Source organism: Flavobacterium sp. Root901, from assembly GCF_001429765.1.
Lineage (GTDB): Bacteria > Bacteroidota > Bacteroidia > Flavobacteriales > Flavobacteriaceae > Flavobacterium.
Genome location: NZ_LMJB01000001.1, coordinates 538,679 through 560,104 on the forward strand (window position 1 = coordinate 538,679; position 21,426 = coordinate 560,104).

The 21,426-nt window shown below is 37.7% G+C and carries 9 protein-coding genes and 1 other RNA gene; 5 read left to right on the forward strand and 5 right to left on the reverse strand.

The genetic code is table 11. The features are described 5' to 3' along the window. Positions 1–84: 84 nt before the first annotated feature. The 3 genes from ASE21_RS02115 to ASE21_RS02125 all read right to left on the reverse strand — a co-directional run bounded on the left by ASE21_RS02115 (position 85) and on the right by ASE21_RS02125 (position 13,016). The gene (locus ASE21_RS02115) at positions 85–6,408 is read right to left on the reverse strand and encodes a gliding motility-associated C-terminal domain-containing protein (RefSeq protein ID WP_057120902.1); all 6,324 of its coding nucleotides are present in this window, start codon (positions 6,406–6,408) and stop codon (positions 85–87) included. Further along, complete coding sequence (locus tag ASE21_RS02120; RefSeq protein ID WP_057120903.1) at positions 6,390–11,309, reverse strand: hypothetical protein; 4,920 nt, start codon at positions 11,307–11,309, stop codon at positions 6,390–6,392. The genes ASE21_RS02115 and ASE21_RS02120 overlap by 19 nt, the downstream gene beginning before the upstream one ends. Positions 11,310–11,813: 504 nt before the next feature. Beyond that, positions 11,814–13,016, reverse strand: a complete 1,203-nt coding sequence (locus ASE21_RS02125) for an NAD(P)-dependent oxidoreductase (protein WP_057120904.1) — start codon at positions 13,014–13,016, stop codon at positions 11,814–11,816. Between the two features lie 241 nt (positions 13,017–13,257). On the opposite strand from ASE21_RS02125, the gene ASE21_RS02130 reads away from it, so the two are divergent. Together ASE21_RS02130 and ssrA are read left to right on the forward strand one after the other, a co-directional pair. Then, on the forward strand, positions 13,258–14,460 hold the full coding sequence (locus tag ASE21_RS02130; RefSeq protein WP_057120905.1) for a serine hydrolase domain-containing protein: 1,203 nt from the start codon (positions 13,258–13,260) through the stop codon (positions 14,458–14,460). Between the two features lie 157 nt (positions 14,461–14,617). Further along, positions 14,618–15,015: a transfer-messenger RNA gene (ssrA, locus tag ASE21_RS21530) on the forward strand. A gap of 41 nt (positions 15,016–15,056) precedes the next feature. On the opposite strand, the gene ASE21_RS02135 is transcribed toward ssrA, so the two are convergent. After that, on the reverse strand, positions 15,057–16,811 hold the full coding sequence (locus ASE21_RS02135; RefSeq protein ID WP_057120906.1) for a hypothetical protein: 1,755 nt from the start codon (positions 16,809–16,811) through the stop codon (positions 15,057–15,059). Positions 16,812–17,206: 395 nt separating this feature from the next. Between ASE21_RS02135 and gndA the strand changes: the two genes are divergently transcribed. From gndA to pgl, 3 genes are read left to right on the forward strand one after another with little or no spacing between them, the layout of a single operon-like run. Beyond that, positions 17,207–18,616 carry an NADP-dependent phosphogluconate dehydrogenase gene (gndA, locus tag ASE21_RS02140; protein ID WP_057120907.1) on the forward strand — a complete coding sequence of 470 codons (1,410 nt, stop codon included), beginning with the start codon at positions 17,207–17,209 and terminating at the stop codon, positions 18,614–18,616. A 27-nt stretch (positions 18,617–18,643) separates the two neighbouring features. Further along, on the forward strand, positions 18,644–20,176 hold the full coding sequence (gene zwf, locus ASE21_RS02145; RefSeq protein WP_057120908.1) for a glucose-6-phosphate dehydrogenase: 1,533 nt from the start codon (positions 18,644–18,646) through the stop codon (positions 20,174–20,176). Then, the gene (gene pgl, locus ASE21_RS02150) at positions 20,160–20,876 is read left to right on the forward strand and encodes a 6-phosphogluconolactonase (protein WP_057120909.1); all 717 of its coding nucleotides are present in this window, start codon (positions 20,160–20,162) and stop codon (positions 20,874–20,876) included. Before zwf ends, pgl begins: the two co-directional genes overlap by 17 nt. Before the next feature lie 90 nt (positions 20,877–20,966). On the opposite strand, the gene ASE21_RS02155 is transcribed toward pgl, so the two are convergent. Beyond that, positions 20,967–21,422: a response regulator gene (locus tag ASE21_RS02155; RefSeq protein WP_057121159.1), complete on the reverse strand. Its 456-nt coding sequence runs from the start codon at positions 21,420–21,422 to the stop codon at positions 20,967–20,969. Positions 21,423–21,426: the final 4 nt, after the last annotated feature.

A 21,426-nucleotide genomic window follows, 5' to 3' on the forward strand; every position in this document is an offset into this window, starting at 1 on the left:
CAGGATGTTATCTGACAGCATCTTACAAAAGCTTTTTCATTGTTCTATTTTATCACTGCTTAAATCTTGGATATTTAACAATTATTAGTTACTAATATACAGATAACCCGTTTTTTCAACTCTTCTTTCATCGTTATCAAATTCAAGTGTATAGAAATACGTTCCTGTAGGAAGCTTATCTCCTCTTATGATTGTTGCACGTCCATCTGAGAAACCTTCAAAAGGATCTGTTACATTATCATAACCTTTTTTCTCATACACTATTACACCATATCTGTTATAAATCCTAACCACATTATTTGGAAAACAATCGATGCCTTGAATTATAAATGTATCGTTTCTACCGTCTCCGTTCGGAGATAAACCATTATAGATGTTTGGAATACATAAAACATTAATTCTTTGGGTGAAAGTAGTTTGATTACCACATTCATCAATTGCAGTCCACGTTCTGTCAAGTGTATATTTCGCAGTGCAGTCACCATCGGTTTTGGTTTCGTAATAATTTACTACTGCTGTTCCGCATAAGTCGGTCGCAGTCAGAACAGCTGGTTCCGGAATTGTATTACAGTCTGCGTTTACTACTGCCTGAGGTAAAGGTTCAACAAAAACAGGTGCCGTTGTATCAGTTACAATAACTGTTTGTGTGTGTGAAGTCTGATTACCGCATGCATCAGAAGCTATCCATGTTCTGTAAAGCTTATAGTTTCCTGAGCAGGTTCCGTTTACTCTCACTTCATTATAAGTCACTTTGGCTGTCGAACAATTATCCGATGCTGTAAGGACTGCTGCTGTCGGAACTGAATCAGAACATTCAACCGCTATATTGGCTGGTAGTGCCTCTGCAAAAACAGGTGCTGTAGTATCAGACGCTATAATAGTCTGAACCAATTGTGATGTTAAACCACTACAATCTGTTAATGTATAGGTTCTTGTCAAAATGTATGGACTAGCAGCACATCCTGAGCCTCCGTTGTTTGCATCTGTTATCGTTATGGTAACATTATTGTTGCAATTACCTGTTACATTGGTTACTGCATTACTGTTTGCTACAGGAATATCAGCAATACACTGCACAAACATGTCAGCCGGAGCCGTGCCCTGAGGTCCTTTTGTATTGTTAATTGTATACGTATATACCCAGTTATGAGTATGCTCTGCACAATCCTTAAAGCTGTAGGTGTAAGTAACTATTCCATTACAAACTGGCATTGGCGAAATAACCGGTGCCAAAGCTGTTAATATATTTCCACAGTTGTCTTTTACTTCAGGGACTACAGGTGCCGTAACAGCAGAAATACAATCAACTGTTGATGCACCGTCTTCCGGCATGACAAAATCAGCTCTTTCTATTGTAAATGTCTGCGTAACGGAAGTAGTGTTCATAACTGTATCTTCTCCAGTATCTCTTACCTTATTATTGTTCGGATCTTCGTATTCCTTTACTGTGTAAGTTCTTAGTACGTTTCCATTACATCCCGGGTCAGGTCCATTTGAAGCTGTAATTTCAATTACGCCACAAGGAGTATCTCCAATATTTCCATCTCCGTTTCCTAAAGCTTCGTATTCTGCTTCTGTTAAAGTCTGCGCTGTCGGTAATTCGCTGTAACACGCTATATTTGCTGCCGGGAATGTTGGTACTTTTACTTCATATACACAGCAGACAGGCGCTACATCTGCCACTGTTACAATGTTGCATGCATAAGCATCCTGAATTTTTACATCGTAATTTACTCCTGCTAAAATTTTATCAGAGGTCCATGAATTACCAGACCATGTTCCAGGAGTTCCAGTACCTGTTACAGTATAAGGCGGCTGACCTGTTACATTTAATGTCAACACATAACCATTACCGTCTAAAGCACACTGAGTTGAAGGCGAACCGTTTAGTGCAACGTGCTCAATAATGATATTTTGATCTGCCGTTGATACATTTCCATTTCCATCATTAAAAGTCCAGGTTACTACTGTGGTACCTTCATCAGTAATTGGGAAAACTGCGGTCGTGGTCCCTGTTACGGTTCCAGCACAGTTATCCACAGCCGTTGGCGCGGTCAAAGAAGCGACCTCGCATTCTGCCCTGACATCTGCTAAAACTGGTGCAGCAGGTGCTGTAACATCGGTAATAATTACATTCTGGTCTGCCGTGTTTTTATTGCCGTTTCCATCGTTAAAAGTCCACGTTACAATAGTGGTTCCCTGCGCTGTGATTGGAAAAACTGCGGTCGTTGTTCCTGTTACGGTTCCCGCGCAGTTATCCACAGCCGTCGGTGCGGTTAAAGAAGCTATCTCGCATTCTGCCGTGACATCTGCCAATACTGGGACTGCCGGAGGAGTTGTATCAGTAATAATTACATTCTGGTCTGCCGTGCTTGTGTTGCCGTTTCCGTCATCAAAAGTCCACGTAACAACAGTGGTTCCCTGCGCTGTGATTGGAAAAACTGTCGTTGTGGTCCCTGTTACGGTTCCCGCGCAGTTGTCCACAGCCGTCGGCGCGGTTAATGAAGCTATCTCGCATTCTGCCGTGACATCAGCTAAGACCGGTGCGGCCGGTGCCGTGAAATCGGTAATAATTACATTCTGGTCTGCYGTGCTTGTATTGCCGTTTCCATCGTTAAAAGTCCACTTAACAACAGTGGTTCCCTGCGCTGTGATTGGGAAAACTGCGGTCGTTGTTCCTGTTACGGTTCCCGCGCAGTTATCCACAGCCGTCGGTGCGGTTAAAGAAGCTATCTCGCATTCTACCGTGACATCTGCCAGGACCGGTGCAGCAGGTGCTGTAACGTCCCTAATAATCACATTCTGGTCTGCCGTGCTTGTATTGCCGTTTCCATCGTTAAAAGTCCATGTAACAACAGTGGTTCCCTGCGCTGTGATTGGAAAAACTGCCGTTGTGGTCCCTGTTACAGTTCCCGCGCAGTTGTCCACAGCTGTTGGTACCGTTAAAGAAGCCACCTCACATTCTGCCGTGACATCTGCCAATACTGGGACTACCGGAGGAGTTGTATCAGTGATAATTACATTCTGGTCTGCCGCGCTAGTATTGCCGTTTCCATCATTAAAAGTCCACGTTACAACAGTGGTTCCCTGCGCTGTGATTGGGAAAACTGCCGCTGTGGTCCCTGTTACAGTTCCCGCACAATTATCAGTTGTTGTTGGAGTTACCGGAGTTACGCTACACTGACCTGTAATATCAGCTAAAACTGGTGCAGCAGGTGCTGTAACGTCCCTAATAATTACATTCTGGTCTGCCGTGCTTGTATTACCGTTTCCGTCATTAAAAGTCCACGTAACAACAGTGGTTCCCTGCGCTGTGATTGGGAAAACTGTCGCTGTGGTCCCTGTTACAGTTCCCGCACAGTTATCCACAGCCGTCGGCGCGGTTAAAGAAACGACCTCGCATTCTGCCGTGACATCTGCCAATACTGGGACTACCGGAGGAGTTGTATCAGTGATAATTATGTTCTGATTTGCTGTTGCTATATTTCCGTTGCCATCATCAAAAGTCCATGTTACAACAGTGGTTCCCTGCGCTGTGATTGGGAAAACTGTCGTTGTTGTTCCCGTTACGGTTCCCGTGCAGTTATCCACAGTCGTCGGCGCGGTTAAAGAAACTATCTCGCATTCTGCCGTGACATCTGCTAMRACYGGYGCRGYRGGTGCTGTRACATCGGTAATAATTACATTCTGGTCTGCTGTGCTTGTATTGCCGTTTCCGTCATTAAAAGTCCACGTAACAACAGTGGTTCCCTGGGCTGTGATTGGAAAAACTGTCGTTGTGGTCCCTGTTACGGTTCCCGCGCAATTATCAGTTGTTGTTGGAGTTACCGGAGTTACACTACACTGACCTGTAATATCAGCTAAAACTGGTGCAGCAGGTGCTGTAACGTCCCTAATAATCACATTCTGATCTGCTGTGCTTATATTGCCGTTTCCGTCGTCAAAAGTCCAAGTTACTACTGTAGTGCCCTGCGCTGTTATAGGAAATACTGCCGTTGTGGTTCCTGTTACGGTTCCAGCGCAGTTATCAGTCGTAGTTGGTGCAGTCGTCGTTGCTTCACATTGTCCAATAACATCTGCTAATACCGGAACTGCTGGTGGTGTTGCATCAGTGATAATTACATTTTGAATTGATTTTGATGTATTTCCGTTTCCGTCATCAAAAGTCCACGTTACAACAGTAGTTCCCTGCGCTGTGATTGGGAAAACTGTCGTCGTGGTTCCAGTTACGGTTCCCGCGCAGTTATCCACAGCCGTAGGTGCGGTTAAAGAAGCTGCCTCGCATTCTGCCGTGACATCTGCCAGGACCGGTGCGGCAGGTGCTGTGATATCGGTAATAATTACGTTTTGATCAACTGTTCTTGTGAAACCTCCTCCATAATCAAATATCCAGGTGACTATTGTACTTCCTTGTGTAGTGATTGGAAAAGAAGAAGATGTTGTTGCGGTAATAGTTCCTGCACAAGCATCTGATATAGTAGGTGCTACAAGTGATACGCTGCACTCTGCATTTACCGTGTTTAAAGGTACTGGAAATGTTGTTTGTTGTATTTCAATAATGGCTTTTGTTGTATTTTCACAATTACCATCGTTAAATAAATAAGTGACTTCATGGTTTCCAACTGTTGAAGCAGCCAGATCAATTGTTCCTGTTGCAGCATTTACAACTAAACCTGTATCTCCTGAATATATACCACCAGTTAATCCGGTTTGCGTTACCCCAGCAGTTCCTCTATTACAATAACTTGAATTGATGTAGGATATAGCTGCTACTGGTAACGGATTAACAGTAACTGTCACGGGTTTGATATCTGAACATCCTGCAGCGGTTGTACCTTTTATGTAATACGTCCCACTTTCAGTTACTGAATTCGGGTTTGTTAAAACATTTACACCTGCTGCATCACTATAATAAGTAAAGCTTAAACCAGTTGTACTTCCTATAGTTACTTCTTCTGCTGTAAGATCAACAGTCGTCCCTACACAAACGGCTGCTGGATTAACTGTAATTATTGTTGGTTTTGGATTAACTGTAATTACTACAGTATCTGCCTGCACATTCTCACAAGCTGCATCGGTGTCTCTTACACTTACAAGTGCATAAGCAAAAGTTCCTGCTGAATCGGTTGGAACTGGTATGCTGACTGAATTTCCAACAGTTGTTGTTACAGTTTGTTCAGGACCTCCATTTATTGTATAAATGAAAGTATATGGCGCTGTCCCCCCAGCTCCTGTAAAAGTTACACTTGGCATTGCCGCATCCTCACAAACTGCTGTAGCTCCATCAATAGTTGCAGTAATATCTAAAATTGTTACTTTTTGGACTGCAGTCGAGGTATTTCCGTTACCATCATTAAAAGTCCAGGTTATGTCTGTTGAACCTTTAGCTGTAATTGGAAATATCGTTGTTGTGGTACCGATAACTGATCCTGCGCAATTATCAAATGCAGTTGGAGGTGTTGGAGAAATAGGACATTTACTTATTATATCAACTAATGTTGGTATATCCGGAGCTGTAACATCATGAATAATTACATTTTGATTTGCAGTTGAAATATTTCCATTTCCATCTGAGAACGTCCATGTTATTATTGTCGTTCCCTGACTTGTAATTGGGAAAATCGTATTGGTTGTTCCTATAACTGTCCCTGCGCAATTGTCTATTGTTGTTGGGGCAGTCGGTGAGGCTAATTCACATTCTACCGATATGTCTGCCAATACAGGTACAACCGGAGGAGTAGTATCTTGTATAATTACATCCTGAGTCACTGTTCTTGTAAAACCTGCTCCATAGTCAAATGTCCAGGTAATGGTCGTTGTTCCTTGCGAAGTTATTGGAAAGGTAACATTTGGTGTTGCTGTTATAAGTCCGGCACAAGGATCTGTTAGGGTTGGCGCCGCCACTGTTGCAGTACATTGTGCTGTGAAATTACTTAAGGCATCCGGTAAAGTTGTCTCATTAATTGTGATAATAGTTTTGGCTATATTTTCACAATTTCCATCTGTAAAAGTATACGTTACATCATGATTTCCTGTTGTAGATGCCTCTAAAGCAATTAGACCTGTTGTTGAATTAATAACTAAACCTGAATCTCCTGTATAAGTACCACCAATTATTCCGGTCTGTGTTACCGCCGCTGTTCCTCTGTTACAATAGGCTGAATTTGGATAATTAATAACTGCAAGTGGCAGTGGGTCGACTGTTACTGTGTTTGTAAATGTATTGGTGCAGCCGCCAGGGTGTGTGATTGTAGCTGTATATGTAAAATCTACCGGAACAGACAAAGGAGTTCCATCATACTTAAATATTGGATTCGAAGCAGTAACATCACTTAAGTAATCAGCAGGAGACCAGCTTACTACTGCACCATTTGAAGGATTCCCTATAGTTACCGGAAGACCGCACATACAGTAAAAGCAGTAGTTTGAGACTCATATTTTATTGGTACGTTTACTACAGTATCTACACATAATTGAGGATTATTTGCTACCCTAATAGCGGCGGCAATGTTGCAAATAGATGATTCAGGTATTGAGAATGATGCCGTTGTCTGTTCTGCACTGCTCGCTCCTGCGGCAATATTCATTGTCGCATCATTTATAGTCTGTGAGTATAAAATAGGTTTCGCTGCAGTATATAATCCATCACCATTTAAATCATTAAAGAAATCAATAATTATGGGCGTATTGTTTGCAATAGTTCCCGTATTGTTAATAGTATATTTTATTATGGCATTGTTTGTTGTTGTTGATGCATATGCGGCGATACCACTTGTTGGGGTAATCGTAAATGTCGTTTTAGTAACATTTATATTTGATTTTGCGCTGCCTGTGATTACTGTAACATCACATGGTGATACACCACAGGTTACTCCTGGTACCGAATAAATCGCGTCAAGTTTAATGGCATCTGTTGTTAGTCCGCAGTTTAATGTTTTAGCATCAATAATTTTTAGCTGAATACTAAATTTTGCGGTTTCATTTTGTTGTAAATTAGAAGGATCAATTACTCCTGTTGGTAAAGGGAAATTAAGTATACGATTATTACCCACTACAACATTATTTATCGGTTCGCCTACATTTGATGCTCCGGAAATATGAATAACCGAACCTGTAACATAATCCAGTGATTTTGGCATAGTAACAAATATAGATTCACCAGGACTTAATGGCTGTACGCCCTGATTTGTCACCTCAATTTGATAAAGAGCGCCACTACCGTCATTTTTTAAATCAACTACACCTGGTGCTAAATAATATGCATTTAATAAAGCTGGTTTCATACTTAATTGCATTGCATTTCCTTTAGCAGCATATTCTACAACTTTTCCGCAGCCGCTCGTCGATCTGATATTATAACTTACCGCTGATCCGGATGCAAAACCACAACTGGTTTCTCCTCGATATGTAAAGACAAAACTATTTACACCCGCACCAGACCAGGGTAAAAATGATATACCATTAGGATCTGCAGAAATATTCCACTCCCATGTACCTCTGCTGCTATTGTAAACAGGCTCTTTTAAAGTTTTAGTTATTCCATTATATGTTAATGTACTTGTGCCTGCTCTTGCACTATATCCGTCAGGAAAAACAGCTTCGAGTATAAGATTTTCAGCATTACCTACTGCAGTATTAGAAACACTTAGAGTATAATCTATCTTATTTTCTCCAGATGTTTCATTAGTACAAAATTGTACCGGATTGGCAGGTGAAGTTACCGTCATACTTAAATTTACATCTTTAGGAAATAAATTAAGATCTGCTTTACTTTGGGTAGAAGTACAGGTTGGAATCGAGGAATTAAATCCCTGATCAGGATCGATGGGATAACCAGTCGCACCAAAATTATAAGTATACTGGAGTTTATCATTAGTACAAGCTGTATAATGTGCCTCCACATCAAAAGTAGCAGAAGCAGCAATATCTCCAAGTTTTACCCAATATTTACCAGTACCGTAACTTATTGCAGGATATACTGTACCTGTGGCTACATTCGTTAATTTGGTTACCGTAATATTATTATTTGGAGAAACAAAACTCATCCAGTTATTTGGCAGAGCTGCTGAACCTCCTGCTGCTGTAATAGCGGCTGTATCAGAAGTATTGGTTACCTTAACCTGCCAATTTACAGTGCTTCCTACTCCGTCTACATTTTGTAAAGTTGGGGCTGAATTAGCTGTATAATTATAGTAGACGGTGTTATTACTTCCATAATTGAAAGTGGATGATGTATTTTCTGTATTGCTTCCATTTGATTCAGTGGTATACAAATCAAAAACCTGATTCACATTTGCAATAATAGGACCTGCAATAGCACAAACGGGAAGCATATAGAATGCAAGGGTAGTGCTCCCATTCACCCCTATCCAATCGGATACCACAGGTAAATTTGACGTAGACAACGGCATACCATTACTTCCCAGAGCTGCATTGCTAAACGTAACTACAGTATTACCTCCTACGTAAGTGACAGATAATAACGAAGGATCAAATTTATATAGTCCGCTGTTACCAACAACCAAACTGGAAGTATAATAGGGTTCTTTACCTGCAGATGTATCTAATATCCAAATTCCTGGCAAAGTCGCCTTTACATTTCTTATCACTCCATACGTTCGAACCTCATTAAGAAAATGGTCTCCCGTAACATCAATACTATTTTGCCCGTTAATAACGCTGGCTCCAATTCTATAGCTATTTTGTCCTACAATTGCCTGTAAACTTGAATTATTATTAAGTGCAAGATATAACCTCTGGATAGAAAACCCAACAGGAATAGCCTGACAGTCAGATGATACTCCATTAACATCCTTTGTATATAAATCACCTTCTAAATTTGCTAATTGACTGTAAGTATAACTCAAATTATCACGAGATACTTTAGTAAACCAATTTATTGTAATTTGGTCTCCTACTTGCAATACATAATTAATTTGCTTTCCTGATCCTATTTTAGCACCTAAATTAACCTGTTGTAATTGTAAATTATTTACTGCATCAGTACTAAATACTATATCTGCAACTGTAATATTACCACTTACTGTACTGCCGTCTGAAGCTTTTGTAATGGTGATAGTACCTGCTAAATCTGAAGCATTAGTACTAATTTTATCAAAATTCGAACTGTTTGTTGCTGCGTTAGAAGTGTACTTTACCCTTGCCCATAATTCTGTAAAGGCAGTAGAATTGACTACACCTTTAAAAACAGTTTTTACTTTATCTTTAGAAACAGCGCCATGTAAGTTAATGCCCGGCGTGTTTTCATCAACATACGCTGTTGGCATATACCATACGTTTGTATTACTTGGGGCAGGCACATAACCAAAAGTAGCACGCGTCATATCAAAATAGGTAGTGCCAACTGTAGCACAGCCGCCATTAATGACAGCATAATTTAGACTCTGGCTGCTGCATCCATAAGGCATCGTAATCCCACAACCAGGAAAAGCAAAAGTTGAGCTGTATTGAATAGTTTTATTTGTTACTGTTCCTGTACCACTTACCACTAATGGAATTTGAAGTAAATCATCACTTGCGGTAATGCCGGCCAAATTAACTGAAGGACTTATTACCAGTGTTTTAGTTGCTGCATTATAAGTTATAGCAGAAGCTGGGATAACAGCACCTGCTGCAGTATACATATATCGTATAGGCTGAGAAGCATCATAATCCAAACCATCCGGCAATATAATAGTAAAAGTTTTTAATGTCTTTCCGGGCTGCACAAATGCTCTGGCCAATCCTGCGCTAAAGGTTGTCGATAATATAATTTTATCTCCCGGATACAAGGCTGCTTTGTCCAGACTAGCAGTGAAAGTATTGTATTGTTGAGCACCTACCTGAAAAGTAGGTTTAGTATAATCAGTAAGAAGACCATAAGGGTAGTTCGTTCTATTTGTTCTTACACCACATTGATCTATATAACTGCTTCCCAGGCAAAAATAATTACTGCCTGTATTAGGTAAAGGCAGACTATTCAACGAACAGGTCAGATATGCCGAAGTATTAAAACCATATTCAAAATCTAATTGAAAACTTTGTCCCGCCGGTAAATCATCATACTTACCATCACCGTCTAAATTTTGCAATAATGTTCCGTTAGCACTTGTAAGTCCTGCTAAATTTATTACCCAGCAATTTGGAAGACCTGGAATTAAAGCACTGCTTCCCGTCCCGTTACGTGTCAGTACCAAACTAGTAACATCATTTCCATTAAGTAGAATTTTCTTTATAGCAATTGCTTCCGGTTCTATAATAGGTGCAAGGCTTGCATTAGAAAAATTCATACTCCACGGAAACTTCAAATTGTAAAGCGCCGATGCTGTCCCGGAACCTGTATTTGCAATTGTATAAGACACTTTTCCATTAGTACAAAAATCAGGATAAGTTGTTCCTGTAAGACGCGTTACAGACATAGCAGGATTACCAACCGCAGTAGAAATAGCTGCTGTAGAACTATCAGAAAAACACAAACTACCTTTGCTGTCTCCTGAACCAGCTTTTATATTCAAAGCAATGGAATTTCCCGTTGAACAGCTTAACATTTGTTCAGTAAGGATTATCGTAATTTCTTCACCGGGATCAAAACTGGTATTCGCTGCTCCTACCGCAGTTGTTACGGCACTTTGTAATTCTGTTCCGGTAAGTGTCAAACGGAAACCATTTGTTTTCGTCGATACAGTTCCATGATTTGCACCTGCAACTTTATAATAGGCAGATTGAGAAGCTGTTGTCACTGTACTTTCTATATAAACCGTAGTAACTGGAATAACACCCGTATTTTTAAATTTTATTGTTCTTAAAGCATCTGTTTTAAGTGGAGTTGAAAGTACCTGGGGACTGGGCACAGTAGTAAATAAAAAAGCTGGCGAAGGCGTATTGCCGGCAACAGCGCTGGAACCTGTCGCTATTGTTGATCCTCCTGATATCACACTATAATTAATAGTCGATGCTGAGTATCCGCAATTAATACGTAAATTAAAAGTAATTTGTAATGTATTACCAACAGGGATACTATTTAATGTAAAAGTTGGGTTCTGCAGATTAGCAATACTCAATTGGCTTGCACCCGTTATGCTTCCAGCCACATATTCCATACCTGCCGGAAGTGCCAATGAAAAAGTCGCATTATTAAGCGCCCCTGTGTTATTGTTAACAATATCTACCTTATAAGCACCTGAAGCTCCGCCTTGCTCAATACTTATAGGTTGATAAGAAGAGGGAGCATTAATTTGTACTTGTGCTGCCAATTTTATACCTATGATGTGTATTAGTAACAATAAAATCAATGTAGTTTTTGATTTCATAAATAAATTTGTTAGTTAACGGATTTCAGAAAAGAGAAAAAGTATAATCAATACTTTTTACCAGATAATAAAAGGCGCAAATCTCTAGCTATACTCAATAATCTACTGCCTTCATAAATTTTTAAAATAACAAATAAGGGTTATAAATGACTGGAACAAGCAGTTTCGATTTTTACTTATCGTTCTTTTTGCAGGCACACAACGATAAATAAATAATAGGCTGGTAAAATCTCTGTCGATAAAGTATGGAATTAAACTTTAGACTATCTGCTTGTAGGAATAATGGAGGGGTAATTTTCGAAATAAAATAAATCGTGCTGATACTCAACATCAAAGTTACTGAATTTCAATACATTAATAACAAAAAATTATTAAAACTATTATTATAGGCTAATTTATATTTTCTTACATAATAGATAATGAAGTAGTTTCCAAAAAAAAAGGAAAAGTCTTTTGACTTTTCCTTTTTAATTAAAGCAACAATTCTGATGCTTGGATACAAAATTATTTTTCCTCTATATATTCCTGCAGATAACTGAATCTTTCTGTTAACTTACCATTTTCCGTGATTTTGGCACGTTTTAAAATTCCGTCTTTATCTCCGTTAAAAAAGGCGGGAATTACATGTTCCATAAATTGTTCCCCGAAACCTTCACTGGCATCTTTCGGTATTTCACATGGAAGATTATCAACAGCCATAACCGCCACGGCAGCAGGATGAAAAATATCGACTTCTTTGTCTTCTAAAGGAAAATAACCGTACAGAGGCTCTGCAATTGTTGAAGAACGAAGCGTGCAGGCAATCGGGCCATTCACATCACAGGAAATATCTGCTACAACTTTCAATTTACAATCACTTGCATTTAGCATTTCTCTTGTCAAAATCATCGGAGCATTGCTGGCGTAAAAATGACCCGCAAAATAAATATCTGAAACCTTGGTAAATTTCTCAAAATCTGAAGTATATGCTTCAGGATTTTCAACGAAATCTTTAAAATCCAAAACTTGTCCGTCAATTCGTTTGTTATATTCCAAAACATCTAACTGCACATATACTGCCTGCGCATATTTTTTGTTCAGATAATTATCAACTGTGATTTCTTTTACTTTAATTGCATCCAAAATTTCTTTTGCACCGCTCCCCACCTTTCCGGTTCCGGTAATCACAAATTTTAAAGCTGGCATCGTAATGCGTTTCAGCTGTGCAATTAAGGCTTCTTTACCAGAAAGTGTTTCGGCTTTGGGCAGTTTAAACAATTCAAATTTAATCCCGAAAGCACGAATTCCGTTATAAACACCAACCATTCCGGCATATTTTCCAAAACCAATTAATCGACGGTCGAGGGCATCAACAATGGTTTCATGATCGTACAGATCAATGTTTTTTTCTAAAATAGCCTGAAGCAATTTTCTGTTATGCGGCTGTTTTTTTATGGTATGCGAAAAAAAGAAATAGGATTTATTTGGAATTAAATTTTCAACAGGAACTTCTTTTACACCAAACAAAACATCACAACCCGAAACATCATCTGTAACGCTGATTCCCATATTTTTATATTCAGAATCCGAAAAAATTCTAATATCAGAACTTTCAACTTCTACTGAAGCTTGATGATATTGCTGTTTAAGTTTTGCAAGCTCATTTGGAGAAAAAACAACTCTTCTGTCTGGTGGATTTTTTCTTTCTTTTATAATTCCAAATTTCATTTAAATAAATTTAAAGCATTTAATAATATAACTTTTTACATCGCATTTGTTTCAAATATAACAAATTTAGTTAAATTTTTGTTTTAAAATTACTATTTAGAATGTTTAAAAACCGTGAGTAGCTGAAAAACAAAGAAATAAGAAAAACAATAGTTAAGAATATGTTAAAACCTCTATTTCAAATGACAGAAAACTGAGAAAACAACAAAATTGAATTCGATATATTTGTTTTTAAAGAACGATGCAAATGATTTTCCTTAAAAAAACAAAGATACCACAAATACTTTTTTCTTTATTAGTTTTAAGTGCTTGTGGAAATGATAATAAAACAAAAACGGTTACTACTCCAGCAGTCGAAGATACTTTGCCCAAAATGAAGCCGTTAGGCCCTGAAAAGAAAATTTCTCAGGCTTACAAAAATTCGGTTATTGGCAGAATAAACCATTTTTATAATAAAAACTGGCCTAACAACAGCATGAACGGAAGCTTTTTAGTAGCCCGAAATGGTCAGATTATTTTTGAAAGATATAATGGTTTTGCCAATAAAAATGAGGGTACAAATATAACGGCAGAAACTCCGGTACAAATTGCTTCTGTTAGTAAAGTTTTAACTGCTACTGCGATTTTAAAACTGGTAAATGCCGGTAAAATAGATTTAGATCAAAAAGTAAATACGATCTTAAAAACATTTCCTTATGAAGAATGTACGATTAGAATGCTTTTAAGCCATCGTACGGGAATGCGTAATTATGCTTATTTTACAGATCATGATAAATCGGTTTGGGACAGACACAATCAGCTTACGAATAAGGATATTTTAAACCTTTTGGCGACTAAAGACATTGGTTTAGAATCTAAGACCGGAACCCGTTTTAGTTATTGCAACACCAATTATGCCATGCTGGCGCTTATTATTGAAAAGATTACAGGTCTGAAATATAAAGATGCAATGTCTGAAATGATTTTCAAACCTTTAGGAATGACACATACATATGTTTTTGATGATGACAAAGACAGAAAGAAAATTGTTCCTTCATATAAAGGAAATGGCGTTGAAATTGGTTTTGATTATCTTGACAATGTTTACGGAGATAAAAATGTTTTTTCAACTGTACGCGATCTTTTAAAATTTGACCGGGCAAGACAATCACCAGACTTTTTAAAACCTGAATTGCTAAAACAAGTTTATACCGGTTACAGCAATGAACGTAAAGGAACTAAAAATTACGGTTTAGGAATCAGGATGATTAATTGGGAAACCGGACAAAACTATTATTTCCATAACGGCTGGTGGCACGGTAACACTTCATCTTATATCACTTTAATGAAAGAGAACGTTACGATCATTGCTTTGTCTAACAAAATGACAAGAAACACCTATGCTGTGCGTAAATTAGCTCCTGTTTTTGGTGATTACCCTTTTAATTTTAAAGACGAAGAATAAAATTATAGTCGTAAAGCCGAAAGCCCAAAGTCGTAAAGTCTTAAAAACCATTTGCCAATGCTGACTTTGGACTTTCGACTTTGGACTTTAAGACTTTTTTTTAAAAAATTTAGCAGATAGTAATTTCAAAAACTCTAAATTTGCAAACTTATTTTTTGGGGTCGACTGGTTTTGACAGCAAGTCGAATTGAACAGTAAGCACGTCGAGCATTGAGACCTTGCTCGTAAATATAAGATCTCAAACTTTTACACGGCGAAAATAATTACGCTTTAGCTGCATAATCCGAATCATAGTAAGATTGCGCCACGTCTCTACAAGGTAGAGAAGCTGGATTCTCCTGGAAAGCCTTGGTTTGTGGCGTTCCGTTCAGGGGAACCGTAAAAATAAACCTAGATCTCCATGAGCTTCGGGTGGATTTCGAAAATTAAGAAGATAAGTGTTCGGTGGCTGTTTCTGGCCTAGCTTAACATCGAAAATCTAATCAGGAAATAAGCGTGTAGAAAGCTCTTTAGTTGCTTGTTTGGACCCGGGTTCGATTCCCGGCGACTCCACAAAAAAGCCTGTAAACTCTTTGTTTACAGGCTTTTTTAACTTTCTAAAAAAACGTCAATCCAAAACTCCATCCTATCCATCCAATAATATCTTTACTATTATTGTTAATTACATTATAGCGTTTGGTGCGATCCTGAACAAATGTAGAAGTATTTAAATTTCCATCTTTATCTCTTTTTTCAGACCAATATAGATTAAAAGAAGGCCCCGCAGATAATGCCACACCTTTGAATAATTGAAAAGAAAAAGAAGAATCAAATTTATTTAAGGAATTGTATCGGTCCCAATTTCCTAAATAAAGATATTGTGTGCTAAATTCAGGATTATAAGAAAAACGTTTTCCTAATGGAATGTTTTTTCCTAATCCAATTCCAAAAGAAAACAGCTTTTCTTCGTCATTTCGTTCGCTTCTTCCGGCCATCAAAATAGTATACATTTTATGATCTCCTGTTTTTACAGAAAGATTTACATCTGAGATTTCGTTGCTCGTAATGCTGATTTTTTTATAACCGCCTTTTTTAAAGTTTAACAAACCAAAACTATAACCAGACGGCGAATCTGTAATATTTACCAAGCCAAACTGAACTCCGTCTAATTCTTTGGCATAATTAAAAAGTCCGGCAATTTGAGCGCCTTGCACTTTATCTTTTCCAATATTATAAATACCTGCAAACTGTAATCCGTTTTGTGAACCATTTACTGTATTATGAATCCCGGCTACCTGAAGTCCTTTTGAATCCTTATACACATTGTTGTAAATACCGGTCATTTGCAAACCAATCTGCGAACCTTTTACACTATTATGAATACCACTTATCTGCAATCCGTTCAAATTGCCAAAAACATTGTTATAGATTCCGGCTAACTGAACTCCATTTACAGATCCGCCAACAGTATTAAATATTCCGGCCATTTGAAGTGCTTCGACATTCATACGGTTAATATTGTAAAGTCCGCCTATTTCTAAACCGCGAACTCCGGCATTATAACCGCCTAATACATTTAAGGAAAAATTATTGACAATTTGAGCATTCATCATACCGTGTGTGCTGATACTCGGAATTAACGAAGCCTGCACCGGAACCTTAGATATAAATCCGCCAATATTAAGCGATTGTATTTTTTGTTTTGAAGAAATAAAGAAACGCCCGATTCCTGATTTTTCAATTGCAGAGAAATCCCCGTCGATATAATCAGATGTTGATTTTCTATTTTCTTTCTGAATTTTAACCTCAGAAAGAAACATCGTAGTCACCGTTTTATAATTTTCTTTAACAGCAGTTAACTCAATAGTTTGGGATATATTTTTTAACCGAAGTTCAAAAACGCCATCCTTATTCGTCAATGTCGACTGCAGTGCATTTTTTTCAATTACACTGACGTTTTCAAGACGTTTATTGGTTTGCACATCTATAATGTAACCGCTTACGATTTGCTGCTGATCGTTAGTGCTGTTTTTTTCTAATACAAAAGCAAGTTCTAAAGGAGCATAACGAACAATAATAAAACCTGGCGATTCTTTATATTCGTATCGATTACCCAACAGCTGGTCTAAAGTTCCTCTAATAGTAGAATTAGCGGTATTGATGCTGACAATGCTGTCCTTTACAGCCAGTTTTCCGTAATAAGCAAATCTAAAATTTCCTTTTTCTTCCATTAAGTCCAAAATACTGCCTAATGGTTTCTTATCCGCCTGAACAGATATTTCGTTGTCTAATATAGCCTGAGCATTCACTTTAAGAAAAACACCCGAAAAAAATACAATTAATGCAAAAATAAACTTTGAGCTGTTTAGCATATAAAGGAATTACTCTACTATTATCTGCAAAATAACAAAAAGTGTTTTAACTTATATAATTTCTGACACGATTAATTTTGTTCATTATACCAAAAGGTAAGCATCAATAATCCGTTTAAAATAAGTGGTCTTTTTATTTTCATTTTCAAGAGTCATAAACCTAAAATAAGTTTATTTTTTACACTTAAAAAACTATCACAAAAAACCCTAAATGTGGACTATTTTGCCCCTGCTTTTTCATCATTTTTCTCTAACTTAGCAGTCTACATTTTAAAATGTAAGATTAAAACAAACTTTGTTTTTCTGCAAAATACTGAATGAGAAATAATTACCGTTATTTCTCTTACTTTTTTACTGCAAAAACATTCTTCTAATAATTTAGTTAATTGAAAACTATGAGCAAATTTGATTTTGGAATTGTAGGACTTGGTGTAATGGGCCGTAACCTACTTTTAAATATTGCAAGCCACAACTTCGCGGCCGCAGGTTTAGACTTAGACACTGAAAAAGTCAACTCTCTTCAACAAGAAGCCGATTCTGATCATACAATTGAAGCAACAACAGATGTTAAACATTTTGTGGAGCTTATTCAACAGCCAAGAGCAATTATGTTATTGGTTCCTGCCGGAAAACCGGTTGACAGTGCCATTGCAAGTTTATTGCCTCATTTAGACAAAGGAGATATTATTATTGATGGCGGAAATACATACTTCACCGATACTGACCGAAGATTTCTGGAATTATCTGAAAAAGGAATTCACTTTTTTGGAATGGGAATCTCTGGCGGAGAAAAAGGTGCGAGATTTGGCCCTGCAATGATGCCGGGAGGCGATCAGAAAGCATACGAAAGACTTCGCCCTATTTTTGAAGCTATTGCAGCAAAAGTTGACGGGGAACCTTGTGTAGAATATTTAGGAAACGGTTCTGCAGGTAACTATGTAAAAATGGTTCACAATGGAATTGAATACGGAATCATGCAGTTGATTTCTGAGATTTATGATCTGATGAAAAGAGGTTATAATCTTGATGATGCAACAATTCAAAAAACTTTTGAAGAATGGAACCAGACGGATGATCTTAGATCGTACTTGATCGAAATTACCGGAAAAATCCTGAAACAAAAAGATGAAGACGGAAGTCTGCTTATCAATAAAATTTCAGATTGGGCAAAATCTAAAGGAACAGGAAAATGGACTTCTCAAAATGCAATGGATTTACAAGTTCCGGTTCCAACAATCGACGCAGCAGTCAATATGCGTGATATGTCTAAAACAAAGCCGGAAAGAATTGAAGCTGCCAAAAAACTGGTTTGGAATTCTGACGCCGCTGATATAAATACAAACGAAGCCGTAGCGGCATTAAAATCAGCTTTGTATTTCTCTATTGTAGTAACTTATGCCCAGGGTCTGGCACAACTTTATACGGCATCTAAAGAATATAATTACGGATTAAATCTGGAAACTGTTGCCAAAATATGGCGAGGCGGATGTATTATTCGTGCTTCTATTTTAGAAGATTTCAGAAAAGCATACGTTTCAAAATCAGATTTACCAAATTTACTTTTAGATTCAGGAATCGCTTCAAAATTAACAGCGAACCAGCAAGGAATAAGGACTGCAGTTCAGTTTGCTGTCCAAAAAGGATTACCTGTGGCAGGATTAATGAATTCATTAGCTTATTTTGATGCTTACCGATCTGAAAATCTTCCAACAAATCTAATTCAGGCGCAGCGTGATTTCTTCGGGGCGCATACTTACGAGCGTATTGACACCGCCGGAGTTTTCCATACTCAATGGTCTGAATAAGAACTTAAAGCAACACAACTACACACAATGACTAAAAATAAACTAAAAAATCCAACAATCATTGTTATTTTTGGAGGAACCGGAGATTTGGCAAAGAGAAAACTCTTTCCCGCTTTTCAAAATCTGTATCTTGACGGACGTATGTCTGAAAAGTTTCAGATTATTGCTCTTGGAAGAGCAGAAAAAACCAATGAAGATTTTCGCAGTTATGTCTTAGAAAACTTAAACACTTTTTCAAGAAGAAAAGGCATTTCTGACCCTGAAACAGAAAAATTTCTTTCTCATATTACTTATCATAGTCTTGATATTGATAAGGAAGAATCTTATATCGGATTAAACGAAAAGATCAACACTTTTGATCTGGCTTTTGGAGAACGTGCCAATCGTCTTTTTTATCTTTCGATTACGCCTTCTTTCATTTCGACGATTTCAAGCAATATCAAAAAGATTGGACTTGCCGCAAACCCGAAACAGGATCGTATTATTATTGAAAAACCTTTTGGTTACGATAAAGCCTCTGCAATCGAATTGAACGAAATGCTTTCGCAGACTTTCAAAGAAGAGCAGATTTACAGAATCGACCATTATTTAGGTAAAGAAACTGTTCAGAATATTTTGGCTTTCCGTTTTGGAAATTCAATGTTTGAACCTTTATGGAGCCGTAATTTTATTGATTTTGTTCAGATCACCGTTGCAGAAGAAGTGGGCGTTGAAGAACGAGGCGGATTTTATGAAGGTGTTGGCGCTTTAAAAGATATGATTCAGAATCATTTGCTTCAAATTTTGTGTATGACGGCTATGGAAGCTCCTGCATCATTAAATGCAGATGACATACGTAATCGTAAAGCAGATGTTTTAAAATCAATTCGCCGCATTAAACCGGAAGAAGTTGATCATTATATTGTAAGAGGCCAGTATGGTCCGGGTGAAATAAAAGGAACTCCGGTTCCGGGATATCGTCAGGACAAAGGAATTGCTCCGGATTCTAATACCGAAACTTATGTGGCAATGAAAATATATCTGGATAACTGGAGATGGCAGGGAATTCCTTTTTACCTCCGATCCGGAAAAAGAATGGAAGAAAAACAATCTTCTATTATTATCCAGTTTAAGCCAGTTCCGCATTCTGCATTTTCTTATGGAAAAGAAGGAATGACACCAAACCGACTGATTATCAACATTCAGCCAGCAATGGATATTAAACTGCAGTTTATGACCAAAAAACCGGGGCTTTCACTTTCATTGCGACCTGCAGAAATGGTTTTTGACTATTTTGCGTGTTCTACAATGTCACCGGAAGCTTATGAAACCTTAATTGCAGATGCTTTGTTAGGAGATCCTACCCTATTTATGCGCTGGGATCAGGTGGAAGAAGCCTGGGATGCTATTGATACCATTCAGCAGGTATGGAAAACTGTTGCTCCAACTAATTTCCCTAATTATAAAGCCGGAAGCTGGGGACCGGAAGAAGCAGACGAATTATTGGCTCGCCAGGGACATGCCTGGATTCCAAATACACAAACCAAAGAAGATCTTATAGAAGATGATAAAAATATATAATAACACTGAAGAAATTAATAGTAAAGCTGCAGACCTTTTTATAGAATCAGCACAAAAAGCAATTACTGAAAAAGGCAAATTTACAGCGGTTCTTACCGGAGGTTCTTCTCCTGCGGGAATTTACAAACTATTAGCTTCTGATGTTTACAAAACTAAAATAGACTGGAGTAAAGTTTTTATTTTTTGGGGCGATGAACGCTGGGTACCTCTTAATGATGATTTGAGTAATGCAAAAATGTCTTACGAAACATTATTGAACCATGTTGCCATTCCAAAAGAAAACATCTTTGAAATGTATAAAGATGGTGTTACACCAGAAACTTATGCTGCTGAATACGAACAGTCAATTAAAAAGGTTTTAGGCGATGAAGGAAAATTTGACCTTATTTTATTAGGCATGGGTGATGATGGACATACTGCGTCACTTTTTCCGGGTCAGGCAGTTTTAGAAGAACAAAATAAATGGGTTGACGCTTATTATTTAGCTCCTCAAAGCATGTACCGTATTACACTTACAGCCCCATTAATAAACAAAGCCGAGAAAATAATCGTAGTAGCTTTTGGTGAAAAAAAAGCACACGCTTTGAAAGAAGTAACAGCCGGCGTATACAACCCGTCGCTTTATCCTATGCAGTTAATTAAACCTGTTTCCGGGGAATTATTATTTCTTGTAGATAAAAGTGCTGCGGGAACAAATTAAGGATTTGTTTTAAAATCTATAATAAAAAGTTTATACTGCAAAGTATAAACTTTTTATTTATTGAAAACCGCAGAATTTAGATTATTGATTTTAGCTGCAGGTAAAAATATGTTTGGAGCCGCTTTTCTGGAAATTGATTAAAGCTTCTTTTAAGTCACCTCCCAAATTGGAGGTAATGACCCGTAATACTTCTTTTAAATCTTTAAAATTATTTGGTTTTACAAAATAACACATAGAACCTAAACCAGATGCCGATTCCATATCTTTTTTATGCGAAGATGTAGAAATCATAATTACAGGAATGTCCTGATAATCTGCATTTTTCTTTAACAATGTAAGACAGTCCCACCCATTCATAATAGGCATATTGAGATCCAGAAAAATAAGTTCCGGCTTTTCAGTAATCCCATTTAATATTTCAAATACTTCCTTACCATTTGCTGCACAATGACACACAATATCTTCATCTATCTCTTCTAAAGCCTCACAAAACATTTCTGTATCATCTATATCATCATCAGCTAATAAAATTATTTTCTTTTTCATAACA